Annotated in this window: 29 protein-coding genes; 25 read left to right on the top strand and 4 right to left on the bottom strand. The window is 35.8% G+C overall.

The window, feature by feature from the left end; genetic code table 11:
- Position 1: 1 nt before the first annotated feature.
- The 4 genes from ftsY (at position 2) to rpsP (ending at position 3,370) form a co-directional block, all read left to right on the top strand.
- The gene (ftsY, locus tag G7Y65_RS05670; RefSeq protein WP_165314726.1) at positions 2 to 1,207 is read left to right on the top strand and encodes a signal recognition particle-docking protein FtsY; all 1,206 of its coding nucleotides are present in this window, start codon (positions 2 to 4) and stop codon (positions 1,205 to 1,207) included.
- Positions 1,208 to 1,212: 5 nt separating this feature from the next.
- Positions 1,213 to 1,554 carry a putative DNA-binding protein gene (locus G7Y65_RS05665; RefSeq protein WP_042493380.1) on the top strand — a complete coding sequence of 114 codons (342 nt, stop codon included), beginning with the start codon at positions 1,213 to 1,215 and terminating at the stop codon, positions 1,552 to 1,554.
- Between the two features lie 4 nt (positions 1,555 to 1,558).
- Positions 1,559 to 3,007 (top strand): signal recognition particle protein, encoded by a 1,449-nt coding sequence (ffh, locus tag G7Y65_RS05660; RefSeq protein WP_042493381.1) that lies wholly within the window; start codon positions 1,559 to 1,561, stop codon positions 3,005 to 3,007.
- Positions 3,008 to 3,097: 90 nt separating this feature from the next.
- Positions 3,098 to 3,370 carry a 30S ribosomal protein S16 gene (rpsP, locus tag G7Y65_RS05655; RefSeq protein WP_042493385.1) on the top strand — a complete coding sequence of 91 codons (273 nt, stop codon included), beginning with the start codon at positions 3,098 to 3,100 and terminating at the stop codon, positions 3,368 to 3,370.
- A gap of 43 nt (positions 3,371 to 3,413) precedes the next feature.
- Here the strand turns inward: rpsP and G7Y65_RS05650 are convergent, their stop codons facing one another.
- Positions 3,414 to 4,076, bottom strand: a complete 663-nt coding sequence (locus G7Y65_RS05650) for a histidine phosphatase family protein (protein WP_042493388.1) — start codon at positions 4,074 to 4,076, stop codon at positions 3,414 to 3,416.
- 128 nt (positions 4,077 to 4,204) lie between these two features.
- Here G7Y65_RS05650 and rimM point away from each other — a divergent pair, with 128 nt between their 5' ends.
- The 8 genes from rimM (at position 4,205) to G7Y65_RS05610 (ending at position 11,899) form a co-directional block, all read left to right on the top strand.
- Positions 4,205 to 4,711, top strand: coding sequence for a ribosome maturation factor RimM (gene rimM, locus G7Y65_RS05645; RefSeq protein ID WP_042493390.1), 507 nt, complete (start codon positions 4,205 to 4,207; stop codon positions 4,709 to 4,711).
- A 2-nt stretch (positions 4,712 to 4,713) separates the two neighbouring features.
- A complete protein-coding gene (gene trmD / locus G7Y65_RS05640) occupies positions 4,714 to 5,457 on the top strand; it encodes a tRNA (guanosine(37)-N1)-methyltransferase TrmD (RefSeq protein ID WP_042493391.1) in 744 nt (247 codons plus the stop codon).
- A gap of 108 nt (positions 5,458 to 5,565) precedes the next feature.
- Complete coding sequence (gene rplS / locus G7Y65_RS05635; RefSeq protein WP_042493393.1) at positions 5,566 to 5,919, top strand: 50S ribosomal protein L19; 354 nt, start codon at positions 5,566 to 5,568, stop codon at positions 5,917 to 5,919.
- A gap of 90 nt (positions 5,920 to 6,009) precedes the next feature.
- On the top strand, positions 6,010 to 7,296 hold the full coding sequence (locus tag G7Y65_RS05630; protein ID WP_042493395.1) for a dicarboxylate/amino acid:cation symporter: 1,287 nt from the start codon (positions 6,010 to 6,012) through the stop codon (positions 7,294 to 7,296).
- Between the two features lie 167 nt (positions 7,297 to 7,463).
- Positions 7,464 to 8,435, top strand: coding sequence for a YitT family protein (locus G7Y65_RS05625; RefSeq protein ID WP_141926870.1), 972 nt, complete (start codon positions 7,464 to 7,466; stop codon positions 8,433 to 8,435).
- 10 nt (positions 8,436 to 8,445) lie between these two features.
- The gene (gene thmT, locus G7Y65_RS05620) at positions 8,446 to 8,631 is read left to right on the top strand and encodes a 2-hydroxymuconate tautomerase (RefSeq protein ID WP_042493397.1); all 186 of its coding nucleotides are present in this window, start codon (positions 8,446 to 8,448) and stop codon (positions 8,629 to 8,631) included.
- 114 nt (positions 8,632 to 8,745) lie between these two features.
- On the top strand, positions 8,746 to 10,257 hold the full coding sequence (glpK, locus tag G7Y65_RS05615; protein ID WP_042493399.1) for a glycerol kinase GlpK: 1,512 nt from the start codon (positions 8,746 to 8,748) through the stop codon (positions 10,255 to 10,257).
- 226 nt (positions 10,258 to 10,483) lie between these two features.
- Positions 10,484 to 11,899 carry a C40 family peptidase gene (locus tag G7Y65_RS05610; protein WP_165206777.1) on the top strand — a complete coding sequence of 472 codons (1,416 nt, stop codon included), beginning with the start codon at positions 10,484 to 10,486 and terminating at the stop codon, positions 11,897 to 11,899.
- Positions 11,900 to 11,968: 69 nt separating this feature from the next.
- Here the strand turns inward: G7Y65_RS05610 and G7Y65_RS05605 are convergent, their stop codons facing one another.
- Together G7Y65_RS05605 and mscL are read right to left on the bottom strand one after the other, a co-directional pair.
- Positions 11,969 to 12,604 (bottom strand): deoxynucleoside kinase, encoded by a 636-nt coding sequence (locus G7Y65_RS05605; protein ID WP_042493402.1) that lies wholly within the window; start codon positions 12,602 to 12,604, stop codon positions 11,969 to 11,971.
- A gap of 201 nt (positions 12,605 to 12,805) precedes the next feature.
- Complete coding sequence (mscL, locus tag G7Y65_RS05600; RefSeq protein ID WP_042493403.1) at positions 12,806 to 13,195, bottom strand: large conductance mechanosensitive channel protein MscL; 390 nt, start codon at positions 13,193 to 13,195, stop codon at positions 12,806 to 12,808.
- Positions 13,196 to 13,360: 165 nt separating this feature from the next.
- On the opposite strand from mscL, the gene G7Y65_RS05595 reads away from it, so the two are divergent.
- The 12 genes from G7Y65_RS05595 (at position 13,361) to G7Y65_RS05540 (ending at position 23,049) form a co-directional block, all read left to right on the top strand.
- A complete protein-coding gene (locus G7Y65_RS05595) occupies positions 13,361 to 14,197 on the top strand; it encodes a Cof-type HAD-IIB family hydrolase (protein WP_042493405.1) in 837 nt (278 codons plus the stop codon).
- A gap of 4 nt (positions 14,198 to 14,201) precedes the next feature.
- The gene (locus tag G7Y65_RS05590; RefSeq protein WP_042493406.1) at positions 14,202 to 14,408 is read left to right on the top strand and encodes a hypothetical protein; all 207 of its coding nucleotides are present in this window, start codon (positions 14,202 to 14,204) and stop codon (positions 14,406 to 14,408) included.
- Positions 14,395 to 15,123, top strand: coding sequence for a CPBP family intramembrane glutamic endopeptidase (locus tag G7Y65_RS05585; protein ID WP_042493407.1), 729 nt, complete (start codon positions 14,395 to 14,397; stop codon positions 15,121 to 15,123). Before G7Y65_RS05590 ends, G7Y65_RS05585 begins: the two co-directional genes overlap by 14 nt.
- A 64-nt stretch (positions 15,124 to 15,187) precedes the next feature.
- Entirely contained in the window at positions 15,188 to 15,694 is a 507-nt protein-coding gene (locus G7Y65_RS05580; RefSeq protein ID WP_042493408.1) for an antibiotic biosynthesis monooxygenase family protein, read from the top strand.
- A 204-nt stretch (positions 15,695 to 15,898) separates the two neighbouring features.
- Complete coding sequence (locus G7Y65_RS05575) at positions 15,899 to 16,402, top strand: phosphate-starvation-inducible PsiE family protein (protein ID WP_042493410.1); 504 nt, start codon at positions 15,899 to 15,901, stop codon at positions 16,400 to 16,402.
- Positions 16,403 to 16,433: 31 nt separating this feature from the next.
- Positions 16,434 to 17,441, top strand: coding sequence for a toxic anion resistance protein (locus G7Y65_RS05570; protein ID WP_165314725.1), 1,008 nt, complete (start codon positions 16,434 to 16,436; stop codon positions 17,439 to 17,441).
- Between the two features lie 135 nt (positions 17,442 to 17,576).
- Positions 17,577 to 17,975: a transcriptional regulator Spx gene (gene spx / locus G7Y65_RS05565; protein ID WP_042493413.1), complete on the top strand. Its 399-nt coding sequence runs from the start codon at positions 17,577 to 17,579 to the stop codon at positions 17,973 to 17,975.
- A gap of 160 nt (positions 17,976 to 18,135) precedes the next feature.
- Entirely contained in the window at positions 18,136 to 18,894 is a 759-nt protein-coding gene (locus G7Y65_RS05560) for an adaptor protein MecA (protein WP_042493415.1), read from the top strand.
- 143 nt (positions 18,895 to 19,037) lie between these two features.
- A complete protein-coding gene (locus G7Y65_RS05555; protein ID WP_052348426.1) occupies positions 19,038 to 20,075 on the top strand; it encodes a competence protein CoiA in 1,038 nt (345 codons plus the stop codon).
- A 55-nt stretch (positions 20,076 to 20,130) separates the two neighbouring features.
- Positions 20,131 to 21,948: an oligoendopeptidase F gene (gene pepF / locus G7Y65_RS05550; protein ID WP_165314724.1), complete on the top strand. Its 1,818-nt coding sequence runs from the start codon at positions 20,131 to 20,133 to the stop codon at positions 21,946 to 21,948.
- A gap of 117 nt (positions 21,949 to 22,065) precedes the next feature.
- Positions 22,066 to 22,464 (top strand): DUF948 domain-containing protein, encoded by a 399-nt coding sequence (locus tag G7Y65_RS05545; protein ID WP_042493417.1) that lies wholly within the window; start codon positions 22,066 to 22,068, stop codon positions 22,462 to 22,464.
- A 24-nt stretch (positions 22,465 to 22,488) separates the two neighbouring features.
- Positions 22,489 to 23,049 (top strand): prolipoprotein diacylglyceryl transferase, encoded by a 561-nt coding sequence (locus G7Y65_RS05540; RefSeq protein ID WP_042493419.1) that lies wholly within the window; start codon positions 22,489 to 22,491, stop codon positions 23,047 to 23,049.
- 68 nt (positions 23,050 to 23,117) lie between these two features.
- On the opposite strand, the gene G7Y65_RS05535 is transcribed toward G7Y65_RS05540, so the two are convergent.
- A complete protein-coding gene (locus G7Y65_RS05535) occupies positions 23,118 to 24,218 on the bottom strand; it encodes a M24 family metallopeptidase (RefSeq protein WP_042493420.1) in 1,101 nt (366 codons plus the stop codon).
- Positions 24,219 to 24,477: 259 nt separating this feature from the next.
- Between G7Y65_RS05535 and ccpA the strand changes: the two genes are divergently transcribed.
- A complete protein-coding gene (ccpA, locus tag G7Y65_RS05530; RefSeq protein WP_042493422.1) occupies positions 24,478 to 25,482 on the top strand; it encodes a catabolite control protein A in 1,005 nt (334 codons plus the stop codon).
- Positions 25,483 to 25,551 lie beyond the last annotated feature (69 nt).

The raw sequence follows: 25,551 nt of genomic DNA, 5'->3' as shown, positions 1-25,551 counted from the left end.
TATGGGTTTATTTGATTTTTTTAAGAAAAAGCCGGTTGAAGATATTGTTGAAGTCGAAATACTGTACCCAACTAGTTGGGAAAATGGTCTGCCACCAGTTAAAGTGGTAGCTGTAGAAGTATTACAACCAACGCCAGGTAAAGCAGTTGACATTATTTTGCCAATCCGCAATACTACAGAAACAGAAACAGAAACAGAAACAGAAACAGAAACAGAAACAGAAACAGAAACAGAAACAGAAACAGAAACAGAAACAGAAACAGAAACAGAAAGTGCTAGCCAAAAATTAGATTCTGGACTAAGTAAAACCAAAAAAACATGGTCAGATCGTTGGAACGCCTTCATGGCAAATTTCCGTTCGGTTGATGAAGATTTTTTTGACGATTTAGAAGAAACTTTAATTGGTGCAGATGTTGGTGCACAAACGGCAATTCAGATAACTGAAGAACTACGTGATGAAGTTAAACTACAAAATGCTAAGAGTAAGCAAGAAGTATCAGCAGTCATTGTTGATAAGCTAGTTGCGCTATATCGTAGTCAAGGAATTGATGAAGATGCATCAATGCACTTTGCAGCACAAGGTCCTACAGTTGTTTTGCTTGTGGGTGTTAACGGTGTTGGTAAAACAACAACGATTGGTAAATTATCAGCTTATTATAAAAATGCTGGTAAAAAAGTGGTCCTAGCTGCTGCAGATACGTTTAGAGCTGGTGCGACTGAGCAATTAGTTGCTTGGGGTGAGCGTAATGATGTGCCAGTTGTAACAGGTACTGCTAAGGCAGATCCGGCCTCAGTGGTGTTTGATGGTGTTAAAACAGCAATCGATACGCAGGCGGATATTTTATTTGTTGATACTGCTGGTCGTTTACAAAATAACGTTAATTTGATGCAGGAATTAGCTAAAATGAAGCGCATCATTACGCGCGAATTACCAAATGAACCGCAAGAAGTTTTGTTAGCACTTGATGCAACTACTGGTCAAAATGCTGTTCAGCAAGCAAAATTGTTTAAAGATTCAACTGATGTAACAGGTATTATTTTGACCAAATTAGACGGTACGGCTAAAGGTGGTATTATTTTGCCAATTCGTAACGAACTTCACTTACCAGTTAAATGGGTTGGATTAGGGGAGAAGGTAACTGATATCCAACCATTTGAGGCAAATGACTTTGCTAAAAGTTTGTTTGGTAGCTTATTAACGGAGTAAATGTCATGGAATTAGCAAAAAGCATGCGCTTGAATATGTTATGTGATTTTTACGAACCACTATTAACCGCAAAACAAAATGATTATTTGCAACTGTATTATGCTGATGACTATTCTTTGGGTGAAATTGCTGAAGAATATCAAGTTTCACGTCAAGCTGTTTATGATAATATTAAAAGAAGTACCCAGTTGCTTGAAAACTATGAAGTGAAGTTACATCTGTATGATGACTATCAACATAGACAGCAAGCAGCTGAACATTTAAATACGTATATTCAAAAAAAATATCCTAATGACGAGAACTTAATTCGTTTAGCAACGCAATTAGTGACATTAGAAGAGGAGTAATGCAATGGCCTTTGAAGGTTTAACAGATCGACTACAGCAAGCTTTAAGTGGCTTACGACGTAAAGGAAAAGTTACAGATGCCGACTTACGTGAAACAATGCGTGAGATTCGTTTGGCATTGTTAGAAGCCGACGTTAATTTTAAAGTTGTAAAAGACTTTGTGCGCAATGTTCGTGAAAAAGCGACGGGCGCAAAGGTATTGGATGGTTTGAATCCAGCTCAACAAATTGTGTCAATTGTTAATGATGAATTGACAACAATGATGGGTGAGTCTGATGTGCCATTAAACAAATCACCTAAGATTCCAACGGTTATTATGATGGTTGGTCTTCAAGGTGCTGGTAAAACGACGACTGCTGGTAAATTAGCACTTAAGTTAAAGAATGAACAAAACGCCCGGCCAATGATGATTGCAGCCGACGTTTATCGTCCAGCAGCTATTGAACAATTGAAAACACTGGGTGAACAAATTGATGTTCCTGTGTTTGAAATGGGAACAGATGTTAACCCACGTGAAATTGTTAAAGCTGGAATGGCAAGAGCAGCTGAATTAAAGGCAGATTATGTATTTATTGATGCGGCTGGTCGTTTACAAATTGACGAAGAGCTGATGCAAGAATTAGCTGACGTCAAAGAAATCGCACATCCTGATGAAATTATGTTGGTTGTCGATGCTATGACCGGTCAAAATGCGGTTGAAACGGCAGAAGGATTTAATAACCGTCTTGATATTACCGGAATTGTTTTGACTAAATTAGATGGTGATACACGTGGTGGAGCAGCTTTATCAATACGTGCAGTGACTGGCAAGCCAATTAAGTTTGTTGGTCAAGGTGAAAAAATGACCGATTTGGATATTTTCTATCCAGATCGAATGGCTAGTCGTATTCTTGGTATGGGCGATTTGTTGACTTTGATTGAAAAAGCCCAAAAAGATTATGATGAAAAGCAAGCTGCGGAAACCATGGAAAAGATGAAATCAAATACGTTTGATTTCAATGATTTTATTGATCAAATGGATCAATTACAAAACATGGGACCAATGGAAGACATTATGAAGATGATTCCAGGAATGGCTAATAATCCAGCTTTGAAGAATGCTAAAATTGATCCCAAGGATATGGCACATATTAAAGCGATTGTTATGTCAATGACACCAGCTGAACGTGAAAATCCAGATATTTTGAATCCGTCTCGTAAGCGACGACTAGCAGCAGGATCTGGACGCCCAATTGTTGAAGTTAATCGGATGGTTAAGCAATTTAATCAAATGAAAAAGATGATGAGCGGTGTCATGAACGGTAACATGGCCGGAATGGAACAAATGATGAATGCCATGGGCGGTGGTAATGGTGCTGGATTCCCAGGTGGTGGCATGAAGGGAAAGATGGCAAATGTTGCGATGAAACAAATGGCCCGTAAAATGCGGAAAAATAAAAAGAAAAGACGTTAATTGTAAAGTGTAAAGGAAAAACACTTTACAGCAGTTAAACAGTCTGGTATAGTTATACATGTAGAAATCGACTGGAGGAATTATAAAAATATGGCAGTTAAAATTCGCTTGAAGCGCATGGGTTCAAAGAAGCACCCTGTATATCGTATCGTTGTTGCAGATTCACGTTCACCACGTGATGGTCGTTTTATTGAAACAGTGGGAACTTACAACCCATTAGTACAACCATCAGAAGTAAAGCTAGATGAAGAATTGGTTTTGTCATGGTTGAACAATGGTGCACAACCATCAGATACTGTTAAAAACTTATTGTCAAATGCTGGCATTATGGAAAAGTATCATACTGCGAAATATTCAAAGTAATTTGATAATAAAAAAGGAATCCAATAAATGGATTCCTTTTTTATTACCAGAAAGTTGTTAAATCATTAAACGATTTTAACGCCAATTGGTTATCGGTTAGTTCCCAAAGATTTACGGAACCATTTTTAGGCTCTGATTGGGAAGCTGTTAGTTGGGCAAAATGTTGCCCTAAAATACTAAGTAGTTGGCCATGAGCAATCAATAAAACATTGTCGCCGTCATTATTTTCTTGTGCAATAGTAGCAAAACCGTGCATTAGACGTTGCCAAAAAATGTCTGCTGATTCAGCGTCCCCAGTAGGATCAACATCATGAATGGCATCCATTAAAGCGAATGGTGACATCGTGTCGGAAATTTCGTTAAATGTCATGTCGGCTGGTAGCTGGCGATCCTTAGCGATGGCGCTAGCAGCAACACTATTTGATATACCGTCAAAGTATCCAAAGAAAAATTCACGAAAATCGGTTAGAGTCTGTAGTTGGGCAGTGCTATCATTATGAGTTAGTATGATATTAGCGGTTTCAACAGCACGTGCTAAATCGGAACTGTAGACGTTATTGAAGGTAAGATTAGCTAAGCGCTCACCAGCCTGTTCGCCATCGTTAATTCCCTTAGGCGTTAATGGTGCGTTTGTCCAGCCCTGAACACGATCATACTTATTGATGTAAGTTTGACCATGTCGCACAATGTATAAATTAATGCTCATAAAGTTTTCTCCTATATGCGAATTGTTATACGTTAAATTTTATCAGATAACAATATGAAAACCTATTTAGTTGCCTTTATTTTACTGGTATACTTACAATTAATATAATAAATGAAAAGGAAGAAAATATGTCCCTTTATAAAGTTGGTAAAATTGTGAATACTCATGGTATTCGAGGTGAAGTACGGGTTGTACCAACAACCGATTTCCCGATGGAACGTTTTAAAAAGAATAATAAACTTGTTATTGTTACTAAGCCAAATAATATTGAAGTTCAAATCGCAACGGTACGTGAACATAAGCAATTCATTTTAGTTAGTTTTGTTAATATGCAAAATATTAACGATGTTGAGCAATATAAGGGTTGTGAATTAATGGTTACTGAAGATTTACAACAAGATTTGTCTAGTGATGAATTTTATTATCATGATATTATTGGGTTAAAAATAATTGATAACGCCTCACAAGAGGTTATTGGTACAGTTAGTGAAATATTACCAATGCCAGCAAATGACGTTTGGGTTGTAACGGCTAAAGGTAGTGACGATATTTTGTTGCCGTTCATTGAAGATGTTGTCACAATGATTGACTTGGAACAAGGAATTGCTAAAGTTAATTTGTTAGAGGAAATTTAAATATGCGAATTGATGTATTGAGCCTTTTTCCTAATATGTTTGCACCAATGCGTGAATCAATTATTGGAAAAACAGTTGAACGTGGTTTAGTTGATTTTAATGTCACTGATTTTAGAGATTATACAGAAAATAAGCATCACAAAGTAGATGATGAAATATACGGTGGTGGTCAAGGGATGCTTTTGATGCCACAACCATTATTTGATGCAATGGACGCTGTAGAAAAAGCAGCAGGTAATCGGGGCCGAGTTATTTTGATGGACCCAGCTGGTAAAACTTTTAACCAGCCAATGGCCGAAGAGTTGGCCAAAGAAGAACATTTAACAATTATTGCAGGTCATTATGAAGGCTATGATGAACGAATACGTTCATTAGTGGATGATGAAATTTCACTGGGAGATTTTGTTTTAACAGGTGGTGAATTAGGGGCAATGGTTGTTGTTGACGCAACGGTGCGGCTATTGGATGAAGCATTAGGGGATGATCGATCAGCAGTTGATGAATCATTTTCAACAGGATTGTTGGAATACCCACAGTATACGCGTCCTGCTGATTTTAGAGGATTGAAAGTACCGGACGTCTTGTTGTCAGGTCATCATGCTAATATTGCTACTTGGAAACAAAAAGAGGCTTTACGCCGTACCTATCAACGGCGACCTGATTTGTTAGAAAATTATGAATTCACTGCGGATGAGCGGAAATTGTTAAAAGAAGTTGAGCAAGAAGAAAGAGAAAATAACTTGTGATACGCGTGATATTGTGTTAACATACTGTTTAGTGCCTAAGGGTACTAAATAAAATCCGATAATCCGCTGGCCGAGTGGTGAATTGATTGTCGACGAGGAGAATTAATTATGCGTCAAAACGCTTTGCTAGAAAAATTGGTTGCTGACCAATTACGTACAGATATTCCAGAATTCCGTGCCGGAGATTCAGTTCGTGTTCACGCACGTATCGTCGAAGGTTCACGCGAACGTGTCCAAATCTTCGAAGGTGTTGTCATTAAGCGCAAGGGTACTGGTATCCAAGCTACTTACACTGTTCGTAAGATGTCAAGTGGTGTTGGTGTGGAACGTACATTCCCATTGCACTCACCACGTGTTGATAAAATTGAAGTAATCCGTCATGGTCGTGTACGTCGCGCTAAGTTGTACTACTTGCGTGCATTGCACGGTAAGGCTGCTCGTATCCAAGAAGCACGCCGCTAACAAGGGTAAACTGTTAGTAAAAAGCCAACCGCTCATAGGAGCGGTTGGCTTTTTTATTGTATATAAATAATTTTAGGGGGCATTTTAAAAATGAGTTCGGTTAGTCAGACCAGTAAGCAAAAGCGTAGACTTAGTTTAGGTTGGCAAATTATTATTGGATTAATTGTGGGTATTATCCTTGGGGTTGTTTTTTATAAAAACAAAATGGCCATTACGGCAATGCAAAATATCGGAACCATGTTTATTGGTTTAATCCAAATGATTGTGTTACCAATTGTAATTTCTAGTTTGACGGTTGGTATTGCTAAGATGGGTGATATGCGTAAACTAGGTCGAGTTGGATTAAAAACACTAGTTTATTTTGAAATTTTATCAACTATTGCGATTGTTTTAGGTATGATTGCAGGTAATGTTTTTGAACCAGGAGCGCATGTTAACATTCATAATTTGCAGGCCACTAATATTAGTAGTTATCTTTCAACTGCTAAGTCTGCTGGTACAGGTAGTCTTTGGGAAACGGTTATGGACATTGTACCAACAAATGTATTTTCTTCATTGTCTGAGAATAAAATGTTGCAAGTTATTTTGTTTTCAGTGTTCTTTGGTTTAGGAACAGCTGCCATTGGACCTAAAGGACAGGTCATTATTGATTTGCTAGATGCTATTGCAGAAGTGATGTTTAAAGTAACTAATTGGGTTATGCGTCTAGCACCAATTGGTGTTGGTGCCTTAATTGGTGCCACTGTTGCTCAAATGGGATTAGGGTCATTAAAGTCATTAGGCTATTTTATTTTTGTGGCATATTTGACAATGATTATTTTTATCGTGGTTATTTTGGGCATTGTGTTAAAAATTTATCACACTAATATTTTTGATCTATTTAGAGTTTTACGTGAAGAAATTATCTTGGCGTTTACAACAGCTTCTTCTGAAGCAACGTTGCCTCGAATTGTTAGCAAAATGGAAAAATTTGGTGTAAGCCAAGGTGTTGTATCCTTTGTTGTGCCAACAGGGTATACATTTAATTTAGATGGATCGGCAATCTACCAAGCGATTGGGGCTTTATTTATGGCACAAGCTTATGGAATTCATTTGTCATTGGCACAACAATTGACCCTTTTGGTAGTACTCATGATTACTTCTAAAGGAATGGCTGGTGTGCCAGGAGCTTCATTTGTTGTCTTACTGGCAACAGTGTCAACTATTGGGGTACCGGCACAAGGATTAGCTTTCATTGCTGGTGTTGACCGTTTAGTAGATATGGGACGAACAGTTGTTAATGTTGTGGGAAATTCAACGGCAGCAATCGTCATTGCTAAATCAGAGAAGGACTTTGATGATACTAAAAATATCGCATATTTAAAAAGTATTAAATAATAATTTTAGAATATCAGTCATGTACGACAATAGTTATTGTTTGTATGTGACTTTTCTTATCTTATAAATTTAAGAATTCAATTGAAATTGTCAATTTATATAGAATAATACTGTCGTTTGTGTAATAATAGTAAAATAATTTTGGTTTAAGATTGGAGGCATAAATTGTGGGATTAGCACGAGTAAAGGAATACGGTATTAAAACAGTTGTGTTTATTATTGCAGCTGTTTTAGTAGCTATTTCAATGAATAATTTTTTTATTCCGAATAATATTTTTTCGGGTGGATTTAATGGTGTGGCCCAACTGATTAGTTTATTTTTTGATTCCGTATTTGGCTTACATGTTGAAGTTGGTGCTATTATTATGGCAACCAATATTCCGCTAGCAATTGCTGGTTGGATATATGCTGGGCGAGAGTTTACGATTTTGTCTTTTTTAAACAATTTTGCTGCTTCATTTATGCAAATCATTTTACCTAAAACAACTTTAGTAACGCATGAACCCATTTTAGCAGGATTATTCGGGGGACTGTTGCTAGGAATATCAATAGGGTTAACCTTTAAAGTTGGTTTTTCAACTGGTGGTATGGATATTGTCGCCATGATTGTTCAAAAAACCACAGGTAAATCGATTGGTTCAATTAACATGTTTATTAACGTCTTTATTGTGGTGGTCGCAGGTGCCTTTATTGGTTGGCAAAATGCAATGTACACAATCATTGGTATTTACGCAACGTCAGCTGCAGTGGATGCTATCCACACACGTCATCAAAAATTAACAGCTTTTATTGTTACAACACATCCAGATGAAGTGATTCAAGGGTTACAAGCAGCTTTAGTTCGTGGTATCACGGTGATGCCATCGCGAGGTGCTTTTACGCAAGAACCGAATACGACGTTAATGATGGTATTATCACGTTATGAATTAACTGAAATGCAAAATTTGGTTAAATCAATAGATCGTGATTCATTTATCAACATTGTTAGTACGGTTGAAGTATCTAATAACTTTTGGAATGAAGATTTACAATCTCAAATTAAACGTGAACGTGTGGCAGCAAAAGCCCAAATTACTGATGCGTTGAATATCAGTGAAGAAGCTGATAAAATTGGGGTAGATAATCAAGAAAAAAAGTGAGGAAACAGTGATGCCATTGGTTCATATTGATTTAGTAGCTGGACGTAGTGATGAGCAATTAAAGGCCATGATGACAGATGTTACAACTGCCATTGAAAAACACGTTGGGGTACCACGAGAAAACATTAAGGTTGTAGTTAATGAAATGCAACCTAATCGTTTTATGGATGGCGGAGTTTTACGTTCTGAAAAATAGTTTCGTACTATCAAGATGGAACAGATAACGTTCCATCTTTTTTTGTATCGAATCTAATTGGATACCAATTAAAAATTGGTAATTGTAAAATATAAAAGTGGGAGTTAGGGAAAAATGACTGATCAATATGTAATGGCACTTGATCAAGGAACAACAAGTACGCGTGCCATGTTGTTTGATGAACAAGGGCAAGTAGTCGCAACTGCACAAAAGGAATTACCACAGATTTTTAATCATCCTGGTTGGGTAGAGCATGATGCAATGACTATTTGGAATGATGCACGGCAACTTATTGCACAAGTTGTGCTACAGGCTAATATACCACCATATAAAGTTGCCAGTATTGGATTAACTAACCAACGTGAAACGACTATTATCTGGGATCGACAAACAGGTGAACCGATTGCACCAGCGGTTGTGTGGCAGTCTAAACAAAGTGATAAAATTGCTGAACATTTGCAAGAAAAAGGCCTAACTAGTTATATTTATGAAAGAACTGGTTTGTGGATTGATGCTTATTTTTCAGCAACTAAAATTATGTGGTTGCTAGATAATGTGCCTGGTGCTCGTGAGCGCGCAGAAAACGGTGAACTATTATTTGGTACAGTTGATACTTGGTTATTATATAAATTAACTAATGGACAAGTTCATGCAACTGATTATTCAAATGCGTCACGAACGATGTTATTTAATATTCACACAAAAGAATGGGATAAGGATTTACTAGCTGAATTCAATATTCCAGCATCTTTGTTGCCAGAAGTACGAGATTCTGCAGGTATATTTGGCTATACTGCTGAGTATGCTTTTTTTGGATTGCAAGTACCGATAGCAGGTATTGCCGGTGATCAACAAGCAGCATTAATTGGTCATCAGGCGTTTAATAAAGGTGATGTTAAAAATACGTATGGTACTGGTTCATTTATTGTGATGAATACAGGACAAGATATTGCCCGTTCAACAAATGGTCTTTTAACAACAATTGCTTATAGTATTGACGGTCAAGTGACATATGCTCTAGAAGGGTCAGTCTTTATAGCTGGTGCTGCAATTCAATGGCTTAAAGATGGTTTACAATTAATTAAAAGTGCTAAAGAAACTGCACAAATTGCGACCATTGCGCGTGAGCAACATATTGATCCAGTTTATTTGGTACCGGCATTTACTGGGTTAGGTGCACCTTATTGGGATCAAAACGCTAGAGGTGCAATGTTTGGGTTAACGCGTTCAACCACCAAAGGCGATTTGGTACGTGCTACGCTGGAATCAATTGCTTATCAAACACGTGATGTCTTAGAAGCCATGCAAGATGATACAGGCATTGAAGTCACGAATCTCGTTATTGATGGAGGTGCCGCAGCAAATAATTATATTCATCAATTTCAAGCAGATTTAATTAATCAGCCGGTAAAACGACCACAGCAATTAGAGACAACGGCATTAGGGGCTGCTTATTTGGCAGGTTTGGGTGTTGGCTTTTGGTCAGATTTGACTAAATTACCAGCATCAAATAATTTAGAAGTTAAACAGCCAATTACTGAACATCGTAACCAGGTGCAAAAAGCATATAGAGGTTGGCAGCGTGCCGTGAAAGCTACGCGCCTTTTTCCGTTAAATGAAGAGTGATAACATTATTTTTAATAAAAAATAACCTTAATGAGTTGGTGAATGAGTAAATTTTGTTAACTTACTGAGGCTTTTTTGTTTATTTAAGTAAAAAGAACATACGTTCCCCTAAAAATTTAGATAGATATAAGGTATGATATAAATGTTAAGTTCACTTTAAATATAAATTGGGGAATGTGTATTTAGGTTAACTTTTAACAAGTATAATTTGAGAGGAGTTGGACCTATGGTAAAGGCTTCAACTAAGTTGTTTTTCACTGGTATTGCTGGTGCAGCAGGAGTTGTGGCAACAACACAAATCCCTGATGTAAAAGCGGCTGTTAATACAGCAATTAATGTAACATCCAACGAAAAACAAGTTGGGAGATTTTCTAATGTCGCAACATTTATTCATGAGAAATCTAGTCAAGTAACGATGAAATCTGATGTTCTTCGTGAAAAGCACACAAAAGATGCGAAATTAGCAACGTTTAAAGATGGAACAAAGAAGGTGAAATCACCGAAAAGTAACCTTAATACAGTTGCATCTAAAGCAATGACAGATGCGATTAGCGCATCAAGTGCACAATCTGATGTTACGGCAGATTCAGCATCATATTATGATGATTCAACTACTGCAGAAACAGATACGCAACAACCAGCGACGCCTGCAGAAGATGCGGTTGTTTCAGAATCAGATGCTGCGGAATCTACTGCAATGTCATCTTACACGATTCAAGATGGTGATACATTAGCAACTGTTGCTGCCAATAATGGTGTTTCAATTGATGCTTTACAAGCTGCTAATCCGAATGCGGATACAACCATGTTAAGTATTGGACAATCACTGTCAATACCCAATGGTGGCTATGTTGATACAACAGTTGTTGAACCATCTTCTGAAGTTTCGGACCAAGGATACACGGATCAAGCTGTACAAGGGACGGATGATGCAACAGCATACTCTAGCAATAGTGTTACTGATCCATCAGTTGCAAGTGAACCTGTACAACAGGCATATCATGATACAACAGTGACGATGCAATCAGCTGCTACTGTTGATGATAATCCAGATAACAAGGTAGCTGTTCAGTCATTAGGGGTTGCTGCACCAAAACAGGCTCCTGCAGCAACAACTATGTCTAATGGGGATGTTGTGTTAAATTCATTAGATGCAACTAGCACGCAAGATAATAGTGGTGTTGCTAATCAAAGTGATAATGAGACACAAACTATCAGTCAAACTAAAACGGTTACTGCGTTGACAGCTGATCAGCGAGCAAATATTGTTACTAGTGCTAAAAATTTTGCCGAACAACAAATTCCGTATGTATGGGGTGGTAAAACCACATCTGGCTTAGATTCTTCTGGTTTAACTGCGAGAGCATATCATGAAGCAGGTGTTAATATTCCAAGATATACGGTTTCCCAAGAAGCACATGTCACAACAACCGATGTGCAATCTAGTGTCGACATTATGCAAACGGCACAACCAGGGGATCTACTCTTCTGGGGTGGTCATGGCGCATCTTGGCAAGTGGCTATTTATATTGGTGATGGTCAATATGTAATTGCTTCACAACCAGGTCAAAAGGCACAGATCGTGTCACTAGCCGACGCTGAGATTTTGCCTGACTTTGTTGGTGTATATAATTTTAAATAATTAAGTGGTATTAAAAAGGCGAGGAACAGATAAATTTGTTCCTCGCCTTTTTGTGTAATAATGCACACGTTATTCAGATAAAGCTGCTAGACGATCGTCGATTTGTTGTAATACGATTTTACGACTAGCCTCATCCTCCAAATCATATTTTTGTAGATCAATGGTCATTTTTGGTGATGCATCGTAATCTTTATACCATTTTTGATAAGCTGACCACATTTTAAAGTAATATTGACGTAGTTCATCATTATCTTCAAATTGCTCATAGTCACGACCACGTTTTTTAATACGATATAGGATTGTATCAAAGTCTGCATTAGCAAAGACCATTAAATCAGGTCGGCCTTTTTGCATTGTTTGAATTTCAGACATCATATTGTCTAACAAAGTCATGTAAACTTTTAACTCGGCATCAGAAATGTTTCCTTCACGATGATTTTCTTGTGTGAACAAAGCATCTTCATAGATTGATCGATCCAATACGTTATTGTCGTCAGATAAAGCCTTTTTTATCATGGCAAAACGCTTGTTTAAAAAGTAAATTTGTAACAGAAATCCATATTGCTTGGGATCTGCATAATAAAGGGGTAACACGGGATTTTCACCAACAGGTTCAAAAAAAGCCTGCGTGTTAAGATGTTTTGCAATCAAATCAGTTAGTGTTGTTTTTCCAACACCGATCATACCAGCTGTGATAATCACCATGGTAGTCCTTCTTCCTTCAGGATTATATTTTCTCTAAATACTCATCTAATAAAAAGTACATGAGTGAGCTTATCAGCTGTTAACTATATTAGCCAATATTAGAAATAAATTCAACGGCTTGACAAAATAAAAAGAACGTACTTATCTGCATAAATGCTGATATAAGGGCGTTCTTTTTTAATAATATAGTGAAAATAAATATTAATCTTTCTTTTCTGCTAGTGCATCGCGAATTTCTTGTAACACGACTAATTCGGTTTCAGGAACAGCTTCTTCTTCGGCATTTTTGTTTGCAATTGCTTGTGCTTTGCGAATTGCTTTTAGAATTAGGAAGACGGCAAAACTAGTCAACAAAAAGGTGATTAGTGTTCCAATGAATGAACCGACTTTAATATCAGCTGATCCGACATGCCAAACAATATTTGAAAATGAAATTGATCCTGTAATAATACCAATTAATGGCATGATTAAGTCATCAACAACGGATTTAACAACAGTTTGAAAAGCAGCTCCCATAATGAAAGCAACAGCAAGATCCATTACATTACCACGCATGATAAAGTCACGGAATTCGCTTATAAAATTACGCATAAAAGTATCTCCTTATATTAAACTTGTCTTATATATTGCCATAGCAAGCGCGCGAAGTCAAAAAAACATTAACAGATAATAAAGAATTAATCGAATATGATGATAAGTAAATCAAAATTTTCTGTTAGAATAAAGACAAGCATGCATACTTAAAGGGGAAAACCAATGACTTATAAAATGTTAGTGTCGGATTTAGATGAAACATTTCTAAATGACGATGGCACAATTCATGAAGAAAATGTACAAACAGTAAAAAAAGCAGCGGCGCAAGGCTTTAAATTCGTTCCTAATACAGGTCGCTCATTTGAATCCGTGCAAAAAATGCTCAAACAACTTGATTTATATGATCAAGTTGGTCAATTTGTCATTTCATTTAATGGTTCAGCAATTGTGGAAAATAAAGATAATCAGATTATTGCGACCCAAGATATGCCGTTGACGATGGCCAAACAAATTTTTAAAGCAGGTTTGATTAATGAAGCAGTTGATGTTCATATTTATACCATCGATAAGTTATTTATTTATAATGTAAGTGATTCAGACAGACAATATTTAGCGACACGTGGTGTGGCATATGTAGAATTAAAAACGCCCGATTTATCATTTTTAAACAGGCAACAGCCAATTATGAAAGTTATTTTTGAACATTCAGATATGCAAGTTCGTCACCAAATTTACGATGCTGTGATTGATAGTGTTGGTATTGATCAAGTTGAAGCAACATATTCTTCTGATCGTTATGTTGAATTTAATCTTAAAGGCGTGGATAAGGGTACAGCCTCATTATTATTAGGTGAAAAGCTTGGCATCAAAAGGGACGAAATCATGGCTATTGGTGACAATAATAATGATTTGAAAATGATTAAGGCTGCCGGACTTGGTATTAGCGTTGCAAATGGTATTACTGCAGTAAAAGAAATGGCTGATATTGTCACAACACGCACAAATAATGAAGGGGCGATTGCAGAAGTATTAAATCAATTTGTATTGATAGGTGAATAATAAAATGCGAGTTGTAATTCAAATTGGCGCAAGTGTCATTGTCATGGCCGTTTTTGTAGGATTTACCTGGATTGCTAATTTTTTTGATTGGCCAACATGGTTGATTTTCAGTGTGCTTTTGATATTATTTATTTTGGCAACTGGCTTGATGACACGTTTATCCTTAGCCTTACAAAAGAAAAAGCAGGAGGATAAAAATGAAAAAAATTGAAGGATTAAATACACTGATAATGGGTGTTATTTGGTTAGTTATTGGTATAATTTTAGACTTTATTATCCAAATAGGCAGTACTTATAGTAAACTAGGAGTTGTAAGTTGGTTACGTGTTGATCGCAATAATCCAATTGCAATTATCACAATGGTTGTTGTTGCAGCAATCTTAACGTTTATAACGGTGAAAATTTTGGCTTATGCTGTTAGAAAAAAAGCACCAAAAACAGGGTTACATCCATTTCGCGCTGATAAGTTAATGTGGGTGGTATATGGTTATATTATGATTTTAGGTGCAGGGATGGTTACCTTGCTCTTACAGACATTAATATCACATAAACCAATTACTGCTAGTAATCAAGCGGCGCTGGAAAGTATGGCTGGAAAAGGTGGCGCAGCATTAATTTTTGTTGTGGTATTAGCGGTATTTGTTGCACCATTAGTTGAAGAATTAATTTTTAGAGGAATTGTTCTTAATTATTTTTTTAAGTCAGGTCCTTGGTGGCTAAATGTCATTTTGTCAGGTATTTTATTTGGTTACTTTCATGTATTCCAAGATTTTCAATGGTTTGCGTTATTACAGTATTCATTGATGGGAATTGCTTTGGCAGTTGTTTATAAAAAGACTAAGCAAATTCAATATTCAATGGCTGTGCATATGTTAAATAATGGTATTGCAGCAATTAGTTTGGTTAACATTGCCTTAAACGCCTAATCAATTAACTTTTTGATGCTCATTTTATAAATGTATTATCACAAAGGATAACGGGGGATTTATTATGACTGAGTACATACATGAAACATTCGGATCACGTGCAGTGTTACAAAATATTAGGAATCAAAATTCGCAGCGAGAGCTATTGTTAATGCGTGATGATGCCGATTCGCAACGTTACGAACTTTTAGAAAAAACGGAAAACGAACAATCAAGTTTTGCAGTGCCAACGACTTATAAAGTGCTTTCAAGTCATGGTCAAACAGATGAGCTACGTGGTTGGATGAGCTTTATTTCTATTACTTTAAACGATTTGGAACGAGATAACTTCCTACGTCGTTTTAATAATGAGACTTTTGCGATTAGTACGCCAGGTTTTATTAGCTCATATGTATTACAGCGTATCGATAATAATCATGAGATTGTGATTTTATCAACATGGCAACTAAAAAAGAACTTTACTGAATGGCGTTTAACGTCGAATTTCCCACTTGATCGTTATAAACATAGTCAATATAATTTACGATCAAAGCAATTAAGTTTTGCGGCTTTCTCAAAACAAAAGATTTAATGCAATTATTCACAACTGTTTTCTGTTATAATGAAAGCAGTTAGCAGTTGATATTTGATTAATATCAGCCGAGTTTGATTGTTGTAAATAACTGCTTGATAACTCTAGTACCCTAATTAAAAGGACACTAGAGTTTTTATTTGGGCAAATTGTGATAACTTATTACACGTATTTGATAAAATAATAAATAATGGAGGCGTTAGAATGAATAATAAACATCTTGAAAAAAGCTACAATGTCGTATTAGGTATTGGTATGTTAGTACTTGGAATTATTATGTTTGGTTTCTTTTTGAAGGACGTCTGGCAATTAGCACAGCTACTTTGGCAGGTTGATCTAACGGAGAATTTTTATAATATTACACGCTTAATTTTAGAAACTTTTTTGTTCTTTGAATTTGTTGTTTTGACACAAGAATATTTTTTGAAAAATCATATTTCATTAGAAAATTTTATGTATATTGGTATTACAGCTATGTTACGTAATTTATTAGTTTATCATGATGATACACTTGGTATTCTTATTCAATCAGTTGCAATCGGTTTGATGATTATAGTCTTAATTGTTTATCGTTGGTCACGTCGTCATCTGGCTGACTTGGAACATCAAGAAGAGCGTACTGAGTTTATTTTTGCTGAAGAACATCCTAATACAGAAATGACAAAAAATAATCATTCAGTAATGGATACAGCAAAAAATAGGAAATAGTAATTAAATAAATCGGGTATGGGGGCAAAAAATGTTGGAAGAACATACCTTACCAACTAGTGATGAGGCTACTAATTATAAAAAATTAACCCCAAAGGAACGAGTTAAAGCATTACAATTAGCGCAGAGCTTAGATGCAAATAATGACAAATCAATCTTGGAATATGGGTTAGCAACCCAAAAAAATTTGTTAGAGTTCTATCAAAAAATTACGATGACTAGTCATGTAAAGGATATTCACTCTGGAATTAATGATGCGCTAAATATGCTTAAACCAGTGATAGACCAAATTGATGCCAACCAATTAATGCCAATTCAACAAGGCTTTTTGGCTCATGTTTTTAATAATATGCAAGCGACGGTAGATGCATTAATAGAGCAGTATCGACAGATAAGCGCTGATGTTGCGGAAATATCTAATCAGTTACATGTGTTTCAACAGGAAATGATTAATGAAAATGAGTGGTTAACCAGTGTATATCAAGAAAATGAATTGTATGCTAAAAAAATAAGCATCTCTCAGGCTGGTGCGGCCATGAAATTGACGGATATTGAAAAAAGGGAATTACCAAGTGCGATTAAGATAACAGAAATTACACAAATTCAACAGTTAGATCAATTTAAGAAGTTATTGCTAGCACGAATTAAAAATTTGGATTTAACTAGTCGTCTTATTGCCAACCAATCGGTTCAAATACAAGCATTAAAAGCTAATAATCAAAGCTTAATTGATGAAATTAGTATTAATTTTAATACTGTATTGGCTGCGTGGCAGAATCAATTTATTTTGACATTAACGTTATTTAGCCAAAAACAAATAGGCTATAGACATAAAAAGAATACGTCTCTGCAAGTATCTGAAAGTACAGAAAATATTCAGCAGTTACAACAAGTCCAGCAGCATTTAATTGCCATTACTACTGCCGTTAAAATTGATCAAAGAAGTAGTTATAAAAAAATAAAAGTACTTGAACAAAAGATGCAAACTTTAATTGGACGGCTAAATCAGTTGATAGATAATGCTATGAGTTATGATTAGTTTCGGCTTTTTAATGAGATTTTTTTAATTTATTACAGATATTTAACAAAAAAGGGTTACATGTTTGACACAATACCGTTATAATGGAGTCTATAAGGAATAGTCGAATCATTGTAGTGCCGAGAGGAGGCCATTATGGTAACGTTATATACATCACCTAGTTGTACCTCATGCCGAAAGGCCCGTGCCTGGCTAAAAGAAAATGGAATTTCTTATCAAGAACGAAACATCTTCAAAGAGCCATTAACACGAGATGAGATTAAAAATATTTTACGAATGACAGAAGACGGAACGGAAGAAATTATTTCAACACGCTCAAAGTTGTTTACTAAGTTAGACGTTAAATTGGATGATATGTCGCTAAGTGTGCTAATCGATCTATTACATGAAGAACCCGCATTATTAAAACGACCATTGATTATGGACGAAAAAAGAATGCAAGTTGGTTATAATGAAGACGAAATTCGCCGTTTCTTACCGCATGAAATGCGTCAAGAAGAATTGGCACGCGTTACTGCTTTAGTTGATTTGTAGGCGTAACGTTTAATAATATACAAAAATAATTTAGAAAAAAGTTGATGTCATGAAACACATCAACTTTTTTCTAATGTATGCAACTAAAAGATAGATAATTTGGTATAATGTCTTATTGAAGAGTGTTCTCATCGTAATTGAGAAGAAAGGGGTGCCCATTATGGAAATGGAACGAATAAATGATGATACAATCCGGGTCGTAGTCACAAATGATGATTTAGCCGAACGGAATATTTCAGTTATTGATTTGTTGGGCAACCAAGATAAAATTGAAGAGTTCTTTTATAGTATTTTAGAAGAAATTGATATTGAAGGTGACTTTGAAAATAATGAAGCAGTAACTTTCCAAGTTTTGCCTAATAAAAATGGATTAGAATTATTCATTTCTAAAAATATTGATGATAAGTCTGTCATGGAAGGTATGCTTAATTCAGTGCTAGGGAAACGCGATATAAGTGATGCTGAAGATGATGTCTCAGATGAGGTATTAGATGCATTGCTGGATAATGATGATTCTAAACCACGTAGTACGCAAAAACTAACAAAGGAAGAAGCACAAAAAATTAAAGCAACACAAAGACAGAATCTTGTTGATTCAGTAGGTTTTTCTGATATAGCACGAGAGCAAAATTTAGTTTTGCAATTTGATAATTTTGAGAATGTTATTCAATTTTCATTAAATATGGCAAAACAACAATTTGCATTTGGTAGTCAGTTAGTTAAGTATCAAGAAAAGTTCTTCTATGTTATCAAGATTGATCATGAATCTTTAGAATATAATTATACAATGGCAGATTTAAAGGCAATGGCTTATGAATTTGCACAAATACCTGATATTTCACCTGATGTTTTAATTGAGCACGGGCAAATAATTTTTAAAAATGATGCAATGACGAATGTTGCAACTTATTTTGGCTAGTAATATTTATGAAAAATCTCGTAACGTTGACATGATATTGACGTTGCGAGATTTTTTATCTTATCTGTATTAAATAAAATTTACAAAAGACTTTTGGACATAATACCGTCATAGATGCTCCTTATTGTTTGGAGGCATGTAAGATGTTAATTGCTAAAATAATAGAGAATGATCAGTTGATTCAAGCAACGCAAGCTAGTAATAGTGAAATATATTATTGTCCAGGTTGTAAAGCACGTGTACAGTTAAAAAAAGGCAACATTAATATACCGCATTTTGCCCATATCAATGGAAGTAATTGTGATGTTAGTGCAGAAGGAGAAACGGTTAATCATTTACAAGGTAAACTGGCATTGTTTACACTGTTAAAACAAAAATATGATGAAGTTAGATTAGAACCATGGCTTAGTCAAATTAAGCAACGCCCTGATTTAATGGTTAGAAAAGGTAAAGATTGGTTTGTTATTGAATTTCAGTGTGCAACAATTTCTCTAGAAAAGGTGCGAGCACGAACAAAAGGTTATCGTCAATTAAATTATAAAGTTATTTGGATTTTAGGTGAAAATTATCAAAATAAGCGACTACAAGCTAGAACGATTGCTAAGTTTGCTATAATCTATCAGCAACAATTACAAGTTGCTTTTTGGCAGCCAACGAAGGGAATTGTTTGGCAAGCTTGGTGGCAGATAGATGGTAAATCAAGGGTGTTAAAACGGCAAATGATGGCTAATCAACCACAGCAATTGCTGAAACTACAACAAGCAGTTATGCAATCAAAGCCTGAAATTTGGCCTATTCAAAATGAACTATATAAAATAAAACGGTTAGTGATTGGCATACCATGGGAATGTCATCCCCAATACTCACTGCCAGGTGGACTGAAAGTTGCACAGTGGCAGGTTATTATACGCGTACTACTTACTTTAGAAAAACAACCAAGAACATCGTTTCAGTTAATGAAGCTGCTGACGGAGTTTCCATGGCAACGATTTGGTTGTTTATCAGTTAAAAAAGTTCAAAAAATATGGCTTAATTATTTATTAGATGACTTGATATCAGGAGGGATAATCAAAAGGACAGGTGATAGAATTGTGTTAGTTAGAACATTAAAATGGTTTAATACGTATCAAGAAAAACTACAAGCAAAATTAAAAATAGATACGACCAATTTTCTCTCATGATATACTAGAAATATGGTAAAATGAACAATATATTAGACTGAAATGAGGGAAAATGATGGCAAAAGAATTACCTTTACGTAATGAGTTACCAGAATCAGCTACTTGGGATTTAACAAAGATTTTTGCAAGTGATACTGATTGGCAAACTGCGTACGATGAATTAAATGAACGACTAGTAAATGCTGATTTTTTTGCCCAAACGGCAATCAATTCAGGTAAAGACCTTTATAACGCATTACAATATGGCCTAGGCCTAATGCGTGATTTGGAAACGTTGTATGTCTATGCATCTATGAAATCAGATCAAGATACAGCAAATGGATTTTACCAAGGATTAATTAATAAAGCAGAGTCATTAGCAGCTAAGGTATCAGCTGCAATTTCTTTTTTTGATCCAGCTGTATTATCACTTTCAACAGATCAGTTAGCTGATTATTTTTCACAAGAACCTCGTTTGCAAGAATATACGCATTATTTTGATGATATTCTAACGCAAAAGGGTCATGTCTTATCAGAGAATCAAGAAAAACTTTTGGCAGCAGCTGGTGATATCTTTGGTGCATCTGAGCGAACGTTTGGTATGTTAGATAATGCTGATATTACTTTTGATGCTGTAGAAAATGATGAAGGTGAATTAGAAACTTTGTCAGATGGTGTATATTCACGCTTACTAGAATCTGTTAAACCTGAAGTTAGAAAAAATGCTTTCAAGACCTTTTATGCCTCATATATGGCTTTGGATAATACTTTTGCTTCTTTAATTGGGAACCATGTTAAAGGACACAATTATTTAGCAGATGTTCATAATTACGATTCAGCTAGACAAGCGGCTTTAGCAGCTAATAATGTGCCAGAAGTTGTGTATGATACACTGGTTGAAGAAGTAAATAAGGCTTTACCATTGTTGCACCGTTATATGGCTTTGCGCAAACGTTTATTAGGTCTCTCAGAACTACATTCATATGACTTATATACACCAATTCTTGGCGAACCAGATTATGATATTGATTATCCTAGTGCACAAGCAGAAGCATTAAAGGCTCTGGCTCCCTTAGGTCAAGATTACCTTGATATTGTGCAAAAAGCATTTGATAATCGCTGGATTGATGTCATTGAAAATAAAGGAAAGCGCTCTGGTGCCTATTCAGGGGGCGCTTATGATACAAACCCCTATATTTTGTTAAACTGGGTTGATAATCTTAATAACTTGAGTACATTGGTGCATGAAATGGGTCATTCCGTCCATTCATACCTAACACGAGAAAATCAACCTTATCAATATGGTGATTATCCAATTTTCCTAGCTGAAATTGCGTCAACAACCAATGAAAACTTATTAACTGATTATTTATTACGCACAGTAGAAGATAAAAAATTAAAGGCTTATATCTTAAATCAATACCTAGATGGTGTTAAAGGGACGTTGTTCCGCCAGACACAATTTGCTGAATTTGAGCAATGGATGCACGAAACTGATGCGCAAGGCACACCATTAACAGCAGACATTTTGAATGAAGCCTATGGTGAATTGAATAAGCATTATTATGGTTCAACATTAACGGTTGATGAAGAAATTGCACATGAATGGGAACGTATTCCACACTTCTATTATAATTATTATGTTTTCCAGTATAGTACAGGGTTTGCAACTGCTACTGCATTAGCAGATAAAATTTTACATGAAGGTGATCAGGCTGTTAATGACTACAAAGATTATCTAAAAACAGGGTCATCAGCTTTTCCAATTGATGTGATGAAAAAAGCAGGTGTTGATATGACGAAACCAGATTACTTGCGAGAAAATTTTGCCGTGTTTGAGGAACGCCTAAATGAATTCGAAGCACTAGTTGATGAATTATCATTAGATAAATAAATATTTTAAAGACGGTTATCTATCAATCAGCGTAACTAATTAAAATATGATAATTGCCAGTTATGATGTAACACGGTAAAATGAAAATTATATGGAGAACTAGGAGGGAATGAATACATGTCAGGTGGACAAATCGCACTAATAATTATAGCCGTTGCGGTATTATTGTTGGTTCTATTTATTGGATTGTTTTTGGTTAAATTAACACAAACTTTGGGTGTGCTAACAAAGGATGTTGATGTAATTGCTCGAGGTGCTAATGATATATTGGCAAATGTTGATACATTACTAAGCGACGTTAATGGTAAAGTTGCAACGATTGATCCAGCATTCCAAGCGATTGCTGATTTGGGTACTTCAGTATCAGATTTAAATGCAGCAACATCTAATTTAACCAGTAAGGTGAAGGGTTCAGCAAGTTCTAATACGACAAAAGTAGCGTCAGCTGTATTTGCGGCTAACACCGCACGTAAGAACCATAAGAAAAATAGAAAAGCAAATAAAACAGCAGAATAGTTGATAAATTAGGAGGATCATATTATGTCAAAAACAAAAGGATTTTTAGCAGGAACGATCTTTGGTGGTTTGGTAGCAGCAGCCGGATACGGTTATTACAAGATGTTGACAGTTGAACAACAAGCTGATTTAAAAGCAAAGTTTGATGATACTGTTGCAGACGTACGTGATAAGGTTGTTGATTATAGCTATGCAGCGACTGATGCTGTTGCTTCTGTTCGTGAGAAAGCTGATGACTTTGTATCAGATAAAAGCTATGCATTTGACACAAAGGTAGCAGATTTAAAAGCCTCGGCTGAGGATAAGTCAGCTGAATTACGTGAAAAGGCTGATGATTTAATTGCTTCAGCACAAGAAAAAGCAGCAGACTTACGGAGTCAAGCTAATGATTTAAAGAATCAAGTTAAATCAGATGAAACAGATGATTCTGAAGAGGATATTGTTTTGTCACCAACTGATGATGCGCTAGATTCAGAGACTTTTGAAGAATTGACAGAAGCATCTGCAGAACCTGAAATTTTAAACCCTAATGTTGGTTTATCACAAACAGAAGTCAAGGGATTATCTGATCTTTCCGAAAAGTAAGTCGTTTTTTACACAATTTAAAAGCGCTAGCCTCATATTGAGACTAGCGCTTTTATTATTAAATAATCTTAATCGATAATACGTAATTCTTTTGATGAGTGGGTGTATGAATCGACACCAGTTTCAGTCATAATAACAGAGTCTTCTATCCGGATTCCTAAATCACCAGGGATGTAAATACCAGGTTCAATTGAGAAAGACATACCTGGTTGCAAAATAAGATCGTTACCTTGTGCAATCTGAATTGACTCGTGAACAGATGACCCAATTCCGTGACCTAAACGATGGACAAAGTAGTCGCCATAACCAGCTTTTGTGATCACATTACGTGCAATACCATCTAATTCGCTAGCAGTCATACCAGGCTTAGCAGCATTTTGGGCAGTTAATTGGGCTTCTAAGACAACATTGTAAACATCACGTTGGTGATCAGATACTGATTGGAATGCGACTGTACGAGTGGCATCAGAAACATAACCATCGTAAATTGTTCCCAAGTCAAATAGGGCTAAATCACCAGATTTTAGTGTATTATTGCTAGTATCACCATGTGGTTCAGCAGCATGGGCACCAAATTGTACAAGTGTTTCAAAGGACATACCAACGACACCAGAAGCTTTTAAATCATATTCTAATTTTGCCATAACTTGTAGTTCAGAAACACCTGCTTTTAGCGCTGCGAAAGCAAATTCAAAAGCACGATCGGCATCAGCACCTGCTTTGTGCAACTTAACAATTTCATCAGGTGTCTTAATTAAGTGCATATCTGTCATCAATGGTGATAGGTTACCAATGAATTTAACTTCAGGTACAGCTGTTTGAATAAATGCAGCACGATTTAAGGTCAATTGGTCTTTTTCAACAGCCCATTTTTCAGTATGTTTTGTATGGTCATGAAGATGCTCACTAATTAAAGTCCAAGGATTCTCCTGGTCTTGGTAACCATATACGGGATGTTGCCAGCCAGAATTCTTGACTGCTTCGACTTCTAATGCCGGTGCAAAAATAAAAGGTTCGTCTTCTGGGAAGACAAATAATGCCAAGACACGTTCAATTGGATCGGAATTAAAACCAGTTAGGTAGTCAATTGAATGGAAATCTGAAAAGTAGGCAACATCGAGTTGTTGTTCGTTAAGCCAATTTTGAATTGACATGAGTTTATCAGTCATTAAAAAATTCTCCTTTAATAATTATATGATTAATTGTACGCTCATTTTTAAAAATTGCCTATCCATGCAGAAAAGTTATGGTACAATTAACCATTGTGTGAAATTATTATTAAATGATGAAAAAAACAGTGAAAACATGTTACAATCACTTTGAGAGCGGTTTCATAATGCACGTAAGTTCTTACTATATACTAGAGTAACTTGATTTAGTAACGAGACTTGAATACATATTTGTATTGATAAGATAAGGAGAATAGTAATGGATAAACAAACAGTTACAATTTATGATGTTGCACGTGAAGCAAGGGTATCAATGGCTACCGTTTCACGAGTAGTTAATGGTAATGCTAATGTTAAGTCAGAAACTAAAGATAAAGTTAAAGCTGTTATTGATCGGTTAGGATACCGTCCAAATGCAGTTGCTCGTGGTCTAGCATCACGTCGTACAACGACTATTGGCGTTGTTATTCCAGATGTTACAAACCATTATTTCGCTGAATTAGCCCGTGGTATTGATGATGTTGCAGCAATGTACCATTATCAAATTATTTTGGCAAATTCAGATGAATCAAATACCAAAGAAGTTCAGGTGATGGAAAATCTTTTGGGCAAGCAAGTTGATGGTATTATTTTTATGGGGAATCTTGTTAATGATGCCATTCGTGATGAATTTAAAAAGGCCGATGTGCCAGTTGTTTTGGCAGGTTTACTTGATGATCAAGACGCGCAACCATCAGTCAATATTGCTTACCGGTCAGCAATGAATGATATAACAACGCGTTTATTAAAAGCTGGTCACAAAGACATTGCATTTATCACTGGTGATTTAAATCACTATATGAATAAAGAACATCGTTTATTAGGGTATCAAGATGCGCTAGCAACGTATGATATACCATATGATGAGCAATTAGTATTTCAAGGTAACTATGACTATCAATCAGGTTATGAGTTGGCTCAGTCAGTTAAGTCATCAAAGGTAACCGCTGCAGTGGTGGCTAATGATGAAATGGCTGCTGGCTTGGTTAATGGTTTGACGGACGCTAATGTAAAAGTACCTGAAGAATTTGAAATTATTACGAGCAATGATTCAAAAGTAACAGTTATAACACGACCACAATTATCATCGGTGACACAACCGATATATGATATTGGTGCGGTTGCGATGCGTATGTTAACAAAATTAATGAACCATGAAGAACCAGCGATTAATAATATTGTTTTGCCACATGGTTATATTGCACGTGACTCAACAAAAAAGTAAGTATAAAAGAATATAAACGATAAAAAGTACATAATTTTTATGTACTTTTTTCATGTAGTTTACTTTAAA

It is taken from the genome of Weissella sagaensis (assembly GCF_010306265.1).
In the GTDB taxonomy this organism is placed as follows: domain Bacteria; phylum Bacillota; class Bacilli; order Lactobacillales; family Lactobacillaceae; genus Weissella; species Weissella sagaensis.
This window is presented reverse-complemented; position numbering and strand designations above follow the sequence as displayed.